Source organism: Caulobacter sp. FWC2 (genome assembly GCF_002742625.1).
GTDB lineage: Bacteria > Pseudomonadota > Alphaproteobacteria > Caulobacterales > Caulobacteraceae > Caulobacter.
On record NZ_PEBF01000001.1, the window covers coordinates 2,999,336 to 3,013,989 of the forward strand.

The 14,654-nt window shown below is 66.5% G+C and carries 16 protein-coding genes; 2 read left to right on the top strand and 14 right to left on the bottom strand.

From position 1 onward, the window contains the following. Positions 1-7 precede the first annotated feature (7 nt). From CSW62_RS14395 to glyA, 7 genes are all read right to left on the bottom strand, one after another. Positions 8-2,143 (bottom strand): sodium-translocating pyrophosphatase, encoded by a 2,136-nt coding sequence (locus CSW62_RS14395; RefSeq protein ID WP_099578890.1) that lies wholly within the window; start codon positions 2,141-2,143, stop codon positions 8-10. A gap of 245 nt (positions 2,144-2,388) precedes the next feature. Further along, positions 2,389-2,886: a flagellar basal body-associated FliL family protein gene (locus tag CSW62_RS14400; protein ID WP_099582308.1), complete on the bottom strand. Its 498-nt coding sequence runs from the start codon at positions 2,884-2,886 to the stop codon at positions 2,389-2,391. 68 nt (positions 2,887-2,954) lie between these two features. Next, positions 2,955-4,019, bottom strand: a complete 1,065-nt coding sequence (gene thiL / locus CSW62_RS14405; protein WP_099578892.1) for a thiamine-phosphate kinase — start codon at positions 4,017-4,019, stop codon at positions 2,955-2,957. Further along, on the bottom strand, positions 3,979-4,428 hold the full coding sequence (gene nusB, locus CSW62_RS14410; RefSeq protein WP_099578894.1) for a transcription antitermination factor NusB: 450 nt from the start codon (positions 4,426-4,428) through the stop codon (positions 3,979-3,981). Before nusB ends, thiL begins: the two co-directional genes overlap by 41 nt. Beyond that, positions 4,425-4,889 (bottom strand): 6,7-dimethyl-8-ribityllumazine synthase, encoded by a 465-nt coding sequence (locus tag CSW62_RS14415; RefSeq protein WP_099578896.1) that lies wholly within the window; start codon positions 4,887-4,889, stop codon positions 4,425-4,427. The genes nusB and CSW62_RS14415 overlap by 4 nt, the downstream gene beginning before the upstream one ends. Before the next feature lie 65 nt (positions 4,890-4,954). Then, positions 4,955-5,428: a transcriptional regulator NrdR gene (gene nrdR / locus CSW62_RS14420; protein ID WP_099578898.1), complete on the bottom strand. Its 474-nt coding sequence runs from the start codon at positions 5,426-5,428 to the stop codon at positions 4,955-4,957. A 31-nt stretch (positions 5,429-5,459) separates the two neighbouring features. Continuing rightward, the gene (gene glyA, locus CSW62_RS14425; RefSeq protein WP_099578900.1) at positions 5,460-6,746 is read right to left on the bottom strand and encodes a serine hydroxymethyltransferase; all 1,287 of its coding nucleotides are present in this window, start codon (positions 6,744-6,746) and stop codon (positions 5,460-5,462) included. A gap of 164 nt (positions 6,747-6,910) precedes the next feature. On the opposite strand from glyA, the gene CSW62_RS14430 reads away from it, so the two are divergent. After that, a complete protein-coding gene (locus tag CSW62_RS14430; RefSeq protein WP_099578902.1) occupies positions 6,911-7,354 on the top strand; it encodes a MucR family transcriptional regulator in 444 nt (147 codons plus the stop codon). Positions 7,355-7,456: 102 nt separating this feature from the next. On the opposite strand, the gene hemA is transcribed toward CSW62_RS14430, so the two are convergent. The 7 genes from hemA to CSW62_RS14465 form a co-directional block, all read right to left on the bottom strand. Continuing rightward, the gene (hemA, locus tag CSW62_RS14435) at positions 7,457-8,683 is read right to left on the bottom strand and encodes a 5-aminolevulinate synthase (protein WP_099578904.1); all 1,227 of its coding nucleotides are present in this window, start codon (positions 8,681-8,683) and stop codon (positions 7,457-7,459) included. Between the two features lie 178 nt (positions 8,684-8,861). Further along, a complete protein-coding gene (gene mmsB, locus CSW62_RS14440; RefSeq protein WP_099578907.1) occupies positions 8,862-9,758 on the bottom strand; it encodes a 3-hydroxyisobutyrate dehydrogenase in 897 nt (298 codons plus the stop codon). A 76-nt stretch (positions 9,759-9,834) separates the two neighbouring features. Continuing rightward, positions 9,835-10,638: a class I SAM-dependent methyltransferase gene (locus tag CSW62_RS14445; RefSeq protein WP_099578909.1), complete on the bottom strand. Its 804-nt coding sequence runs from the start codon at positions 10,636-10,638 to the stop codon at positions 9,835-9,837. Between the two features lie 56 nt (positions 10,639-10,694). Further along, the gene (locus CSW62_RS14450; protein ID WP_099578911.1) at positions 10,695-11,747 is read right to left on the bottom strand and encodes an enoyl-CoA hydratase/isomerase family protein; all 1,053 of its coding nucleotides are present in this window, start codon (positions 11,745-11,747) and stop codon (positions 10,695-10,697) included. A gap of 9 nt (positions 11,748-11,756) precedes the next feature. Then, on the bottom strand, positions 11,757-12,356 hold the full coding sequence (locus tag CSW62_RS14455; protein ID WP_099578914.1) for a histidine phosphatase family protein: 600 nt from the start codon (positions 12,354-12,356) through the stop codon (positions 11,757-11,759). Then, positions 12,353-12,715, bottom strand: a complete 363-nt coding sequence (locus CSW62_RS14460) for a hypothetical protein (RefSeq protein WP_099578916.1) — start codon at positions 12,713-12,715, stop codon at positions 12,353-12,355. Before CSW62_RS14460 ends, CSW62_RS14455 begins: the two co-directional genes overlap by 4 nt. Then, the gene (locus tag CSW62_RS14465; protein ID WP_199170606.1) at positions 12,712-13,857 is read right to left on the bottom strand and encodes an isobutyryl-CoA dehydrogenase; all 1,146 of its coding nucleotides are present in this window, start codon (positions 13,855-13,857) and stop codon (positions 12,712-12,714) included. Before CSW62_RS14465 ends, CSW62_RS14460 begins: the two co-directional genes overlap by 4 nt. Positions 13,858-14,133: 276 nt before the next feature. On the opposite strand from CSW62_RS14465, the gene CSW62_RS14470 reads away from it, so the two are divergent. Then, entirely contained in the window at positions 14,134-14,598 is a 465-nt protein-coding gene (locus tag CSW62_RS14470) for a DUF2147 domain-containing protein (RefSeq protein ID WP_099578920.1), read from the top strand. The last annotated feature ends 56 nt before the right edge of the window (positions 14,599-14,654 follow it).

Consider the following 14,654-nt stretch of genomic DNA (forward strand, 5'->3'; position numbering starts at 1 on the left):
CGAAGGATCAGCCGTGGGCCAGCACCGCCAGCAGCAGCAGAGCCACGATGTTGGTGATCTTGATCATCGGGTTCACGGCCGGACCCGAGGTGTCCTTGTAGGGGTCGCCGACGGTGTCGCCGGTGACGGCGGCCTTGTGAGCCTCCGAGCCCTTGGTGTGCAGGACGCCATTCTTGTCCGTGAAACCCTCTTCAATGACCTTCTTGGCGTTGTCCCAGGCGCCGCCGCCGCTGGTCATCGAGATGGCGACGAACAGGCCCGTGACGATCACGCCCATCAGCATGGCGCCGAGCGACGCGAAGGCGTCGACCTTGCCGGCGATGGCCTTGATCACGAAGAACAGCACCACCGGCGAGACGACCGGCAGCAGGCTGGGCACGATCATCTCGCGGATGGCGGCCTTGGTCAGGATGTCCACGGCCTTGCCGTACTCGGGCTTGACCTCGCCGGTCATGATGCCCGGGTTCTCGCGGAACTGACGACGCACCTCGGCGACGACCGACTCGGCCGCGCGCCCGACGGCGGTCATCGACATGCCGCTGAACAGGAACGGCAGCAGGCCGCCGAACAACAGGCCGACCACGACGTACGGGTTGGACAGATCGAAGCTGACCGGCCCCATGCCGTCGAAGAAGCTGCCCGGCGTTGCATTGGCCGAGAAGAACTTCAGATCCTCGGTATAGGCGGCGAACAGCACAAGGGCGCCCAGGCCGGCCGAACCGATGGCGTAGCCCTTGGTGACGGCCTTGGTGGTGTTGCCGACGGCGTCGAGGGCGTCGGTGGTGACACGAACCTCGGGCGGCAGGCCGGCCATTTCGGCGATGCCGCCCGCGTTGTCGGTGACCGGACCGAAGGCGTCGAGCGCGACGATGAAGCCGGCCAGCGACAGCATGGTCGTGGTGGCGATGGCGATGCCGAACAGGCCCGCCAGATTATAGGTCACCACGATGCCGACGATGATGGTCAGGGCCGGCAGGGCCGTGGCTTCCAGCGACATGGCCAGGCCCTGGATCACGTTGGTGCCGTGACCCGAGACCGAGGCCTGGGCCACCGACTTCACCGGACGGAAGTTGGTGCCCGTGTAGTACTCGGTGATCATGACGATGGCGGCTGTGACCGCCAGACCGACGAGGCCGCAATAGAACAGGCCGTCGGCGGTATAGGTGCGCGCGGCCGTCACGACCGGGGTCGGGATCAGGTCATGCAGCACGTACCAGACGGCCGGGATCGAGAGCACGCCGGTCACGATGAGGCCCTTGTAGAGAGCTCCCATGATGTTCTGGCTCTTGCCCAGGCGGACGAAGAACGCGCCGATGATCGACGTGACGATGCAGACCGCGCAGATCGCCAGCGGCAGCAGCATCATCGCGCCCACGGCCTCGGTGCCGCGGAAGAAGATGGCGGCCAGGACCATGGTGGCGACCGTGGTCACCGCATAGGTCTCGAACAGGTCGGCGGCCATGCCGGCGCAGTCGCCGACATTGTCGCCGACGTTATCGGCTATGGTGGCGGCGTTACGGGGGTCATCCTCGGGGATACCGGCTTCCACCTTGCCCACCAGGTCGCCGCCCACGTCGGCGCCCTTGGTGAAGATGCCGCCGCCCAGACGCGCGAAGATCGAGATCAGAGAAGCGCCGAAGCCCAGGGCCACCAGGGCGTCGACAACGCCGCGGCCGGTGGGCTCAAGGCCCAGCGGGCCCGTCAGCAGCCAGTAGTAGCCCGCGACGCCCAGCAGGGCGAAGCCGGCCACCAGCATGCCGGTGATGGCGCCGGACGTGAAGGCCAGCGACAGACCCTTGGCTAGGCCTTCGGAGGCGGCCTGGGCGGTGCGGACATTGGCCCGGACCGAGATCAGCATGCCCGCGAAACCAGCCGCGCCGGAAAGCACCGCGCCGACCAGGAAGCCCAGAGCGGCCCAAAGGCCGATCAGCAGATAGACGGCGACGAGGATGACCGCGCCGACGACCGAAATGGTGAGATATTGCCGACGCAGATAGGCCTGGGCCCCTTCCTGGATCGCCGCGGCGATCTCCTGCATCCGCGCATTGCCGGGCGACGCCCGCATCAGACTGGCCGTCTGCACGGCTCCGTAAAGCACCGCCAGCAGCCCGGCCGCTATGGCCAGATAAAGCCAAAGACTCATTAGGTTCTTCGCCCCTTCGCGCTTCCAATCACGAGGGGGATGCCGGTCCCGGCGGCTGGAGGTAATGACGCACGTCAAACCACCGCCCGGATCGACGGGCGGGCCTTTGGCCTCGTGCCCCCTCGATGCTCCCAAAATGACAGCCGAACGGCGTCATCCGAAAGAGACTGTCAGATGGCCGGGGGGCGCGCAACCCGTGTCGGCGCAAGCCTTTGCAGCGACAAGGCTTGGCTTTTTTGATGGAATCAGGGGTGCAGATCGCCCTGGCTGGGCGGCTTGACGCCGGACTTGGGCGGCATCAGCTGCTGGCGTGGGATCTGCTTGACGATCTCGACGGAGGCCACCTTGCCCTTGCCCAGAAGCACGCCGCATTGGCTGAGGACGAAGCTGGTCAGGCGCGGACCATCCACTTCCTTCCAGGTGTCGGCGCGGGTGAACGGGGTCTTGTAGGCCGCGCGCACGATGGCGTCGCGCAACATCGGCTCCTGATCCTTCAGCGCTGCGGCGTCGGCGCCTTCCTTCAGCTTCAGGGTCATGGCCACGAAGACGTAGTTGACGATCCGACCGTTGGCGATGATCGGGATCGTCATGGAGCCCAGCTTGTAGGTAGGGTCGAGCGCCTGGCCCTCGCCCTCCTTCTTCTTCTCCTCCTTCTTGCCGCTGCTGGCGAAGGCGGGCGCGGAAACGGCCGCGAAGGCGGCGGCGAGCAGGAGGCGGCGCGAGGGCGTGACAAGACGGGTCATGGCGTCATCCATAACCGACAGGGCTTGAGATTAACCTAACCGGCGCCTTGCAGGGGCCGTGAGGGGGATCAGCCGTGCAGCCAGCCCAGACGGGACGGCGTGACGTCGCGCCCCTTGTAGTAGGCCGAGACCCCCTCGCCTTCCACGAACTCGCCGATCTCGCTGACCTTCACGCCGGCCGCGGCTGCGGCGATGCGGAAGTTCCAGGCCTCGTTCGGGTCGACGGCGCAGATGATCTCGTAGTCGTCGCCGCCGGAGGCCAGGGAGATGCGCCCCTCGACCTGCTCGGGCTGCTGTTCCAGCCAGGCCTGGCCGCCAGGCGACAGCGGCAGGCGCTCCAGATCGACCCGCACGCGGCAGCCGCTGGCCTTGGCGATATGGGCGCTGTCGGCCAGCAATCCGTCGGAGACGTCGGCGGCGGCCTTGGCGTGGACGCGCATGGCGTCGCGCAGGGTGACGCGCGGCTCGGGCTGGCGATAGCGGCGCAGCATGGCGCCATCGGCGTCCATCACCTCGCCCCACTGGGCCAGGAGACCCAGCCAGCCGTCGCCGATCGTGCCGGAGACCATCAGGCGATCGCCCGGCTTGGCGCCCCGACGCAGAATGGCGCCGCCTTCCGGAACCCATCCCAGCAGCGTGGCCGAGACGACCAGTGGTCCGGAGGTGGTAACCGTGTCGCCGCCCAGCAGCGACATGTCGAACAGAGCGCCGTCCTCGGCGAGCCCTCGGGCGAAGGTCTCACGCGAGGCGACGTCGGAGCCGGACGGCCAGCCGACGGCCAGGAAATAGCCGTAGGGCTCGGCCGCCTTGGCCGCCAGGTCGGAGAGATTGGTGCGCAGCAGCTTGCGAGCGACGACGTCCAGGGCCTCGTCCGCCAGGAAGTGCACGCCGGCGACCATGGCGTCCTTGGTGATGACCAGGTCGTAGCCCGGACGCGACGGCAGCACGGCCGCGTCATCCAACAGATCCAGGGCCACGGGGTCCCCGCGGGTCAGCGGGCGCAGCAGCCGCGCGATATGGTCGAATTCAGTCGGCGCCGCCTCCGCCGCGGCGGGCGCTGCGGCGTCGTCTTCGGCAAACCAGTCGTCTTCGTCAGTCTCGTGCATCACGGGCGATCGCGTCGAGGGCTCCATTGATGAAGCCTGACTCGGGACCTTCAAAAAAGGATTTAGCGATCTCGACATACTCATTGATGACGACTTCGGTCGGAACATCCGGCCGGTACATCAATTCGTAGGCGCCGGCGCGCAGCACGGCGCGGGCCGTGGCGTCCAGGCGCTCCAGTCGCCAGCCCGAGGCCAGGCGCTTGACGATGCCCTGGTCGATCTTGGACTGGTTGCTCACCACGCCCTTGGCCAGTTCGGCGAAGAAGGTCTCGTCGGCGGCGGCCAGACGCTCGCCCTCGACGTCTCGGTCGAACCGGTGCTCGCCGAACTCGCGGACCACGGCGTCGACGCCCGCACCCGAGACTTCCATCTGGTACAGGGCCTGGACGGCGGCGAGACGCGCCACCGAGCGCGGTTGGATGCGGTTGCCGCTCATCGGGCCTGTCCCAGCAGTTGACGCTTCAGCCCGATGGTCTCGAGGCAGGCCTTGGCGGCCGAACCGCCGCGATCGCCTTCGCTGACCCGCGCCCGGGTCCAGGCCTGGTCCTCGTCGTCGACGGCAAGGACGCCGAAGCCGATCGCCAGCCGCTTGCCAATGCCCAGATCCTGCAGGCCGCGAGCGGTTTCGTTAGCGACCAGTTCGAAATGGTAGGTTTCGCCCCGGATGACCGCGCCGAGCGCGACATAGCCGTCGTAACGCACGCCCACGGGGCGGTGACCGGCTTCCTCGGCCATGGCGATCACCGTCGGGATCTGCAGGGCGCTGGAGACCGTGATCACGTCATATTCCGCGCCCTGGGCTTCGATCGCCTGCACGGCTCCGCGCAGCAGTTCGTCGGAGATCCCCGAATGGCTTCGGCCCTCCACGATCAGCAAGCGGATGTTGTCTTGAACCATCTAGCTTCGAATCTCCACGGCCGCGCTGGCGGCGCGCACACAAACACACATCAGGGATTAACGGATTATAGCTCTTCTTCGACCGTGTCGCTCAGACCTTCTTCGGTCAAGAACTTGGCGAAGTCGCTGGTTTCCTTGAAATCCCGGTAGACTGAGGCGTAGCGGACATAGGCGACGTCATCGAGCGATTTCAACGCCTTCATGACCATTTCACCCACCGACGACGACGGAAGCTCGGTCTCGCCCATGCTTTCCAGCTGTCGGACGATGCCATTGATCATGCGCTCGACGCGCTCGCCCTCGACGGGACGCTTCTGGGTGGCCAGGGCGATCGAGCGCACCAACTTGTCGCGATCGAATGGCGACCGCCGGCCGGAGCGCTTCAAGATGATCAGTTCGCGCAACTGCACGCGCTCGAATGTGGTGAAGCGGCCACCGCATTCGGGGCACATCCGACGACGTCGGATCGCCGCGCCGTCTTCCGACGGCCGGCTGTCCTTGACCTGGCTTTCGGCATGGCCGCAGAAGGGGCAACGCATGATGTGGCCCCTCCCGCGGCGCCTATTGCCATTAGTTGTAGATCGGGAACCGAGCCGTCAAGGCCAGCACTTCCTCACGGACCTTGGCCTCGACCTCGGCATTGCCTTCCGGACCGTTGGCGGCGAGGCCGTTGACCACTTCACCGATCAGTTCGCCCACGCGAGTGAACTCGGCTTCCTTGAAGCCGCGCGTGGTGCCCGCGGGCGTGCCCAGACGGATGCCCGAGGTGATCGTGAACGGCGCGGTGTCGAACGGCACGCCGTTCTTGTTGCAGGTCATGTTGGCGCGCTCGAGGCTGTGCTCGGCGTCGCGGCCGGTCACGCCCTTGGGGCGCAGGTCCACCAGCATCAGGTGGCTGTCGGTGCCGCCCGAGACGATGTTGACGCCCGACTTGCCCAGCGCATCCGCCAGGGCCCTGGCGTTGGCGATGACCTGAGCGGCGTAGTCCTTGAAGGCCGGCTGCAGCGCTTCACCGAAGGCCACGGCCTTGGCGGCGATGACATGCTCCAGCGGACCGCCCTGCAGGCCCGGGAAGACGGCCGAGTTGACCTTCTTGATGATCGCTTCGTCGTTGGTCAGCACCATGCCGCCGCGCGGACCGCGCAGGGTCTTGTGGGTGGTGGTGGTGACGACGTGGGCGTGCGGGATGGGGCTGGGGAACGCGCCGCCGGCCACCAGGCCGGCGAAGTGGGCCATGTCGACCATCAGATAGGCGCCGATGCTGTCGGCGATCTGGCGGAAGCGGGCGAAGTCGATCTCGCGGCTATAGGCGCTGCCGCCGGCGATGATCAGCTTGGGCTTCTCGCGCTCGGCCACCTCGGCGACATTGTCGTAGTCGATCAGCTGGTCCTGCTGACGCACGGTGTAGGACACCGGCTTGAACCACTTGCCCGATTGGTTGGCGGGGCTGCCATGCGTCAAATGGCCGCCGGCGGCCAGGTCCATGCCCAGGAAGCCGTCACCCGGCTGCAGCAGGGCCATGAACACCGCCTGATTGGCCTGCGAGCCCGAGTGCGGCTGGACGTTGGCGAAGCCGGCGCCGAACAGCTGCTTGGCGCGCTCGATCGCGATCGTCTCGATCTCGTCGACATATTCGCAGCCACCGTAGTAGCGCTTGCCGGGGTAACCCTCGGCGTACTTGTTGGTCAGGATCGAGCCCTGGGCCTCCAGCACGGCCTTCGAGACGATGTTCTCGGACGCGATCAGCTCGATCTGGTTCTGCTGACGGTCCAGCTCACGACCGATGCGGTCGAAGATGTCCTTGTCCGCGGTGGCGAGGTCCGCGCCGAAAAAGGCGCTGGTGTTGGCTTGGGTCATTTCGCTCTCCGGGCGTTTGGGGGAGTCGGCAGAGGCGCCCTCTTTAACGGGATAGGCGCGGCGATCAATCTCGGAACCACATGTCGCGTTTCGCGTTGCCGTCCTGCAGGGCGGTGCTCACCCCCCGCGAAGTTCAAGCGACAACAACGGTAATGGGGTATCTCATGGCGTCTCAGGGCGGCGGCACGGACACGGCGAACGACAATGACGTCGATATCCTGGGGCTCAGCGCCGAGATCGTGGCGGCTTATGTCGGTCAGAACACAGTCTCTCAGACGGCCATTCCGGACCTGATCCGTACGGTCCATCAAGCGCTCGCCTCGCTCAATAATGGCGGCGAGCCCCCGCAAACCGTCGAAAAGGCCAAGCCGGCGGTGCCGGTGAGCCGCTCCGTGCAGCACGACTACATCGTGTGCCTGGAGGACGGGAAGAAGCTCAAGATGCTGAAGCGCTATCTGCGTTCGCACTACGACATCAGTCCCGAGGAATACCGTCGCAAGTGGGGCCTGCCGCCCGACTATCCGATGGTGGCGCCGGCCTATGCGGCCCGGCGCTCGGACTTCGCCAAGAAGATCGGCTTGGGCAAGGGCGTGCGACGCGGCAGCTAGACGCCCCCCACCCTCCAGCCACGCGAACGCCGCCGGGCTCCGGCGGCGTTCTTCTTTTTGGCGATGAGCGGTTTGGTCGAAGTTGAAGGTGCGTCTTTTCCTTTAGGCTGCGTGGCCGCCCATGCGGGCGACATTGCAGTGGGCCCACAGCTTTTCCATCGCCGCGACCAGCTTGCGCATCATGTCGTCGGTGTGGAACGGGGTCGGGGTGAAGCGCAGGCGCTCGGTGCCGCGCGGCACGGTCGGATAGTTGATCGGCTGCACATAGACGCCGTGATCGGCCAGCAGCATGTCGCTGATCAGCTTGGTGTGGACCGGATCGCCGACCAGCACCGGCACGATGTGGCTGTCGTTTTCCATGACCGGCAGACCGGCGGCCTTGAACATGGCCTTCAGGGTCTTGGCGCGTTCCTGGTGGATCTCGCGCACTTCCGGATGTTGCTTCAGCCAGCGGACACTGGCCAGGGCGCCGGCCACCAGGGCGGGCGGCAGCGATGTGGTGAAGATGAAGCCAGCGGCCATCAGGCGGATGGCGTCGATCACTTCGGCGTCGCCGGTGATGTAGCCGCCCATGACGCCGAACGCCTTGCCCAGCGTGCCTTCGATGACGTCGATCTCGCCCATCAGGCCTTCGCGCTCGGCGACGCCGCCGCCGCGCGGGCCGTACATGCCGACCGCGTGGACCTCGTCCAGATAGGTCATGGCGCCGTACTTCTTGGCGAGCGCCGCCGTCGCGCGGATGTCGGCGATGTCGCCGTCCATCGAATAGACGCTCTCGAACGCGACCATCTTGGGCGCGTCGGCCGGGGCGGCCGCCAGCAGCTCTTCAAGATGCGCCAGGTCGTTGTGGCGGAACACCTTGCGCGGACCACCGCCGTTGCGGATGCCGGCGATCATCGAGGCGTGGTTCAGTTCGTCCGAGAAGATGATCAGGCCGGGCAGGATCTTCTGCACCACCGACAGGCTGGCCTCGTTCGAGACATAGCCCGAGGTGAACAGCAGCGCGCCTTCCTTGCCGTGCAGGTCCGCCAGCTCCTGCTCCAGCAGGACGTGGTCGTGGTTGGTGCCCGAGATGTTGCGGGTGCCGCCCGAGCCCGAGCCGTGCGCGTCGACGGCGGCCTTCATGGCGTCCATGACGACGGGGTTCTGGCCCTGGCCGAGATAGTCGTTGCTGCACCAGACCACGACTTCGCGTTCCGAGCCGTCCTGGCGGGTCCAGGTGGCGCGCGGGAACTGCCCACGCTGTCGCTTCAGGTCGGCGAAGACCCGGTATCGGCCCTCTTCGCGGATCTGGTCGACGGCGCTGCGGAACGCGGCTTTGTAGTCCATTTCGGCCTCTAAACCTTCCGGCCAGATGGTCCGGAGGTCCCCTTATTCATGGTGCGGTTTTTCGCACCAAGCGCCAGCAGTGTCTATCTAAGGACGTTTACCTAGCAAATTGAATTGCGCGATTGGCCGCATCGACTTCGTCAATGGACACTCTCGCGGACGCGGCGTCTTGGACGATTCACGTAAGCTGCGCCAGCTTTCCGCGCAGCAACTCGATGATGGCCGAGAAGTCCTTGCCGCCGAAACCATTGCCGTCGAACAGCGCGTAGAGGGCCTCGGCCTGCGCGCCCATTGGCGTGCTGGCGCCGGCCTTGGCGGCCGCTTCCTGCGACAGCTTCAAGTCCTTCAGCATCATGGCGGTGGCGAAACCGCCCTCGTAGTGGCGGTCGGCCGGGGTCTGCGGACCGACGCCCGGGACCGGACAATAGCTGGTCACCGACCAGCACTGGCCCGAGGACTTGCTGGCGATCTCGAAGAAGCGATCGGCGGCCAAACCCAGCTTGTCGGCCAGGACGAAGGCCTCGCAGGTCCCCAGCATCGAGACGCCCAGCAGCATGTTGTTGCAGATCTTGGCCGCCTGCCCCGCCCCATGGTCGCCAGCGTGGATGGTCACGCGCGACATCGGGTCCAGCGCCGCCTCGATGATCGGGAAGTCCACGGCCGCGCAGCCCACCATGAAAGCCAGGCTCCCGGCCTCGGCGGCCATGACGCCGCCCGACACCGGCGCGTCGGCGAAGCGGAAACCGGCCTCGGCCGCCTGCGCGGCCACGACGCGGGCGCTTTCGACGTCGATGGTCGAGCAGTCGATCAGCAGGGCCGACTTTGGCGCGCTCTTCAGGATCTGGTCGCCGTAGACCGAGCGGACATGCGGACCGGCCGGCAGCATGGTGATCACCACCTCGGCGTCCGCCACGGCCTCGGACACGGAGGCCGCCGCCTGGCAGCCAGCCGCCACCGCCCGCTCGACCGCCGCCGCCGACAGATCGAAGGCGCGAACCGTGTGGCCGGCCCTGGCCTGATTGGCGGCCATGCCGCCGCCCATGTTGCCCAGGCCGATGAAGGCGATGCGGGTCATTGTAGAGCTCCCTGAAAATGCGAACCGCGCCTCATGGGCGCGGCTCTTATCGTTGAGTATCGAGACGCCCTTGGGCTCAGCGCGCCGTGGCCGGCTTGCGGAACTTGTAGACGAACTGGTCGGTCTTGCCGCGGATCGACGGGTCGAAGACGTTGACCTTGCGGGTGTCGCCCGGATCCTTCAGCACGCGGCTCTCGCCCTCGAAGACGAAGCCGGCGGCCGTGACCTCGGACCTGACCACCGCTGAGTCGATGCGGTGCAGGGTCTCGGTGTCACGCAGGCCCGAGCCGGCCTCGGCCGAGTGGTCGATGACCAGGAACACGCCGCCCGGCTTCAGGGCCTTGAAGATCTGGCGGTTCACGACCGACAGGTCGGCCGGGCCCATGAACTTGTCGTGCATGTCGTGATAGTTCTGGGCGGTGAACACCAGATCCAGCTTCTCCGGCGCGGAGAAGTTAGGCAGCGTGTTCAGGATCACCTTCACGTTCGAGTAGGCCGGATCGCGGGCGATGGCGTTCACAGCCGGTTCGCGCTTGGCCAGCTTGGTCAGCTCGTCCGGCACATAGGCGTAAACCACGCCCCTGGGGCCGACCGACTTGGCCAGGATACGGGTGAAGTAGCCACCACCCGGAATCAGGTCGGCGACCTTCGCGCCCGGCCGCACGCCGGCGAAGGTCAGGACCGCGCCCGGATGGCGGTTCTCGTCTCGGACCATATCGGCGGCCGGACGCGACGGATCGCTGAGCGCGGCGGCGATGTTCGGCGAGATGGCCGCGGCCACCGGGCCCGAAGGCGGCGGGGGCGGAGGTGCCATCATCGGCTGGGTGGCGCAGGCCGCGAGGCCCAGCACGGCGACGAGACTGAGAAGCGGCTTACGCATGGCAATCCTTCCGAACCGACGTGTTCTTGTTGTGCGACCCTAGCCTAGCGTGACGGCTACGTCAGCGGCCTCCATTCCTCGCCGCGGGGAAGCGGAGCGAAAATCTCATCGAGCATGGCGTCCGTGACGCCCTCAAGGGTCGCGGGGTTCCACTTCGGGGCGCTGTCCTTGTCGACGATCACGGCCCGGACGCCCTCGATGAAGTCGTGCTTCATCACCACCCGAGAGCCGATCCGGTATTCCATGACCATGTTGTCGGCGAAGTCGGTCATGGCCGCGCCGCGCTTCAATTGCTCGAAGGCGACCTTCAGCGTCTGGGGCGACTTGGTCTTCATGACCTCGAGTTGGGCCTTGCCCCAGTCGCTGGAGTCGAGGGTCAGGAATTCGACGATCTGCTCGACGCTCTCGCCGACGAACAGGCGGTTGAGGTCCTGCTCGAAGCCCAGCAACGCGGCCTTGCCGGCGTCTGCGCGGTATTTCTTGAGGATATCTTCGATGCGGCGCGGGTCGGCGATGATCGCCTTCTTCAGCCCCGCGACGGCGCCGAACTCGACGAAGTGGGTGGCGATACCCAGGCGCATGCAGTCCGCGCCCTTGATCCGAGCGCCGGTGAGGGCCAGCCACAGCCCCGCCTTGCCCGGCAGGCGCGGCAGGTACCAGCCGCCGCCGACGTCCGGGAACAGGCCTATGCCGGTCTCGGGCATGGCGAAGGTGGTCCGCTCCGTGGCGATCCGGATGTGGGCCGGCATCGAGATCCCGACGCCCCCGCCCATGACGATGCCGTCCATCACCGCCACGACGGGCGTGTCATAGGTGAACAGCAGGTGGTTCAGCTGGTACTCGGTGTGAAAGAACCGCCTGGCCTCGACGCCATCCTTGGCCCCACTGTCGGCCAGCATGCGGATGTCGCCGCCGGCGCAAAAGCCCCGCTCGCCCGTATGGTCGATCAGGACCATGTAGACCTCGGGGTCTTCCTGCCAGTCCAGCAGCGCGCCGATCATGGTCTCGCACATGCCGAGCGTCAGGGCGTGCAAGGCCTTGGGACGATTGAGCGTGATGCGGCCGACGTTCTTCTCGACGCGGATGAGGACTTCAGGTTCGTCGGTCATCGATAGGTCCTAGACGGGTTCTTCGATCGGCGCGCAGTCGAAGCGGTCGACCTGGCCGGCCATCAGGCGATAGACGGCGTCCTGCGGGATGTCCTGGCGCAGCGTGTGGTCTCGCGACAGTCCGGCATAGGCGCCGCGCAGCAGCCGGCCGGCGACGCCGTGGCTGACCACGATCAGTCGGCGCTCGGGCTCGGCCGCCTGCTCGGCAAGCCAATGGGTGATGCGGGCCATCATGGTCTCGTAGGTCTCGCCGCCCGGCGCGTGGAAGCCCCAGGCGTCGTCGCCGCGCAGATGCGGGTTTTCGCCCCTCACCTCCTCGCGCAGCCGGTTGGACCATTCGCCGACGTCGATCTCGACCAGGCGTTCGTCGGTCGCGACCGGCAGGCCCAGGCGCGCGCCGATGATCTCGGCCGTGTCCCGCGCCCGGCGCAACGGGCTGGCGACGATGCGCCAATCCGCGGGCGGGTCGCGGCGGACGAGGTCGAACAGCAGGTCGCTCATGGCGCGCGCCTGGGCGTGGCCCAGCGGCGTCAGGTCCGACTCCGACCGCCCCTGCAGGCGGCCTTCGCGATTGTGGAAGGTCTCACCATGGCGGCAGAGATAGATCATTTGGCCTCGAAACGCGCTTTCCGCTCGGCGACTACATCAGCCACAGCCGACAACATCGGCAATCCCAGATCATCGTTCAGGTCGAACCAATAGACGGGATTCTTGGAGACGATGAGTTCGGAACCGACCATACAAAACGCGAGGAATAAGGCTTGCGCGGAATCTTCGCCGCCGATCCGCCGGATTCGCACGCGGCCATCGGGCCACGTCGTCTGCACGGGGCACTCCCAGCCCACCTCCATCGGCTGCGGCTGAAGCCAGCGGATAAACAGCGGGCGCGGCTCGCCATCCATGACGATCCAGTAGGTTCGCTCGCAGGCGACGCCTTCGGCCAGCGGGACCTGAAGCGCGTCGCTCACTGCCGAAACATCTCGCGGGCGATGATGACGCGCATGATCTCGTTGGTCCCTTCCAGGATCTGGTGCACCCGCAGGTCGCGGACGATGCGCTCCAGCGGATAGTCCTGGAGGTAGCCGTAGCCGCCGTGCAGCTGCAAGGCGTCATTGGCCACCTGGAAACCGGCGTCGGTGGCGAAGCGCTTGGCCATGGCGCACAGCTTGGTCGCCTCGGGATGCTTGTTGTCCAGGGCGTGGGCGGCGCGGCGCACCATCAGGCGGGCGGCCTCCAATTCCGTGGCCATGTCGGCCAGCTTGAACTGCAGGGCCTGGAAGTCCTTCAAGGCTTTGCCGAACTGGTTGCGGGTTTCCATGTAGGCCTTGGCCGTGTCGAGGGCGAATTGCGCGCCGCCCAGCGAGCACGAGGCGATGTTCAGGCGTCCGCCGTCCAGGCCCATCATGGCGAAGCGGAAGCCCTCGCCTTCCTGGCCGATGCGGTTCTCGATCGGCACGCGGCAATTGTCGAAATTCACCTGCGCCGTCGGCTGGGCGTTCCAGCCCATCTTGCGCTCATTGGCCCCGAAGCTGAGCCCGTCCGTCCCCTTCTCGACCACGAAGGCCGAGACGCCCTTGGCGCCGTCGCCGCCCGTGCGGGCCATGACGACATAGACGTCCGAGACACCGCCGCCCGAGATGAAGGCCTTGCCGCCATTCAGCACATAGTTGTCGCCGTCCAGCTTGGCGCTGGTGCGCATATTGGCCGCGTCCGAGCCCGAGCCCGGCTCGGTCAGGCAGTAGCTGGCGATCAGCTCCATGGTCGTAAGGCGCGGCAGGTAGCGCTGACGCAGATCGTCCGAGCCGAAGCGGTCGATCATCCACGACGCCATGTTGTGGATGGTCAGATAGGCGGCAGTCGGGACGTCGCCGTAGCTAAGCGCCTCGAAAATGATCGAGGCGTCCAGGCGCGACAGGCCGCTGCCTCCGACATCTTCGTTCACATAGATGCCGGCGAAGCCCAGCGCGGCGGCCTGGCGCAGGGTCTCGACGGGGAAGTGCTTCTTCTCGTCCCACTCAGCCGAGAACGGGGCAAGCTGTCCCTCGGCGAAGGCGAGAGCAGCCTCCTGGATTGCGACTTGATCTTCGTTCAGAGCGAAATCCATGCGCACTTCCTCCCGTTCGGGGCAGAACAACCCCGCCCCTATCGGGGCTTTCTTGCCGGCTGACGTGCCGCGCGGCGGCCCGCCTGTCAATCGCGCGAGGCCTCGATGTCAGGTCGCCCATACACGTTTCGATCCGCGAGCGGACGGTGTGACCTGAAATCCTCCGTTACACGGTGTGAATCGGCAAAGGCGCCACACCCACTTGATAACCATGGTCATTCGCTCCAAATGCCGTGTCACGGGGATGGCGTCCTCCAACTCTTTTTTACTGCTCAGAACACAATGCGTTTCGTGAAACTTGCACTGGCCGCTCTCGTGGCTGCCCTGGGGATGGCTGCGGTCTCGGCTCCCGCCTATGCGGCCGAGGGCGGCGACGTCGCGCGCAGTTACGGCGTGTGGCGCAATCCGCACAACACCGTGCACCTGGAAATCAAGGACTGCGGCCCCAGCACCTGTGGCGTCGTGGTGTGGGCCAGCGCCAAGGCCGAGGCCGACGCGCGAAAGGCTGGCGCAGACACCCTGATCGGCAAGCAACTGCTGCGCGACTTTGAAAGCCAGCGCGACGGTTCGCTGAAGGGCCGCGTCTGGGTTCCGACCTTGAAGGTCACCCTGGTGGGGTCGGCCGACATCATCGACCCGAGGACCATGCGCGCCAAGGGCTGCGTGATCGGCAACTTCCTGTGCAAGTCGCAGCTGTGGACCCGCATCGACGGCCCGGCGATGCTGGCCTCGCGCGCCGCGCCCTGATCTCTCATCCCACCGCGCGCATAACACCCTTGATTCAGCGCAAAGGGCGCGCGAAC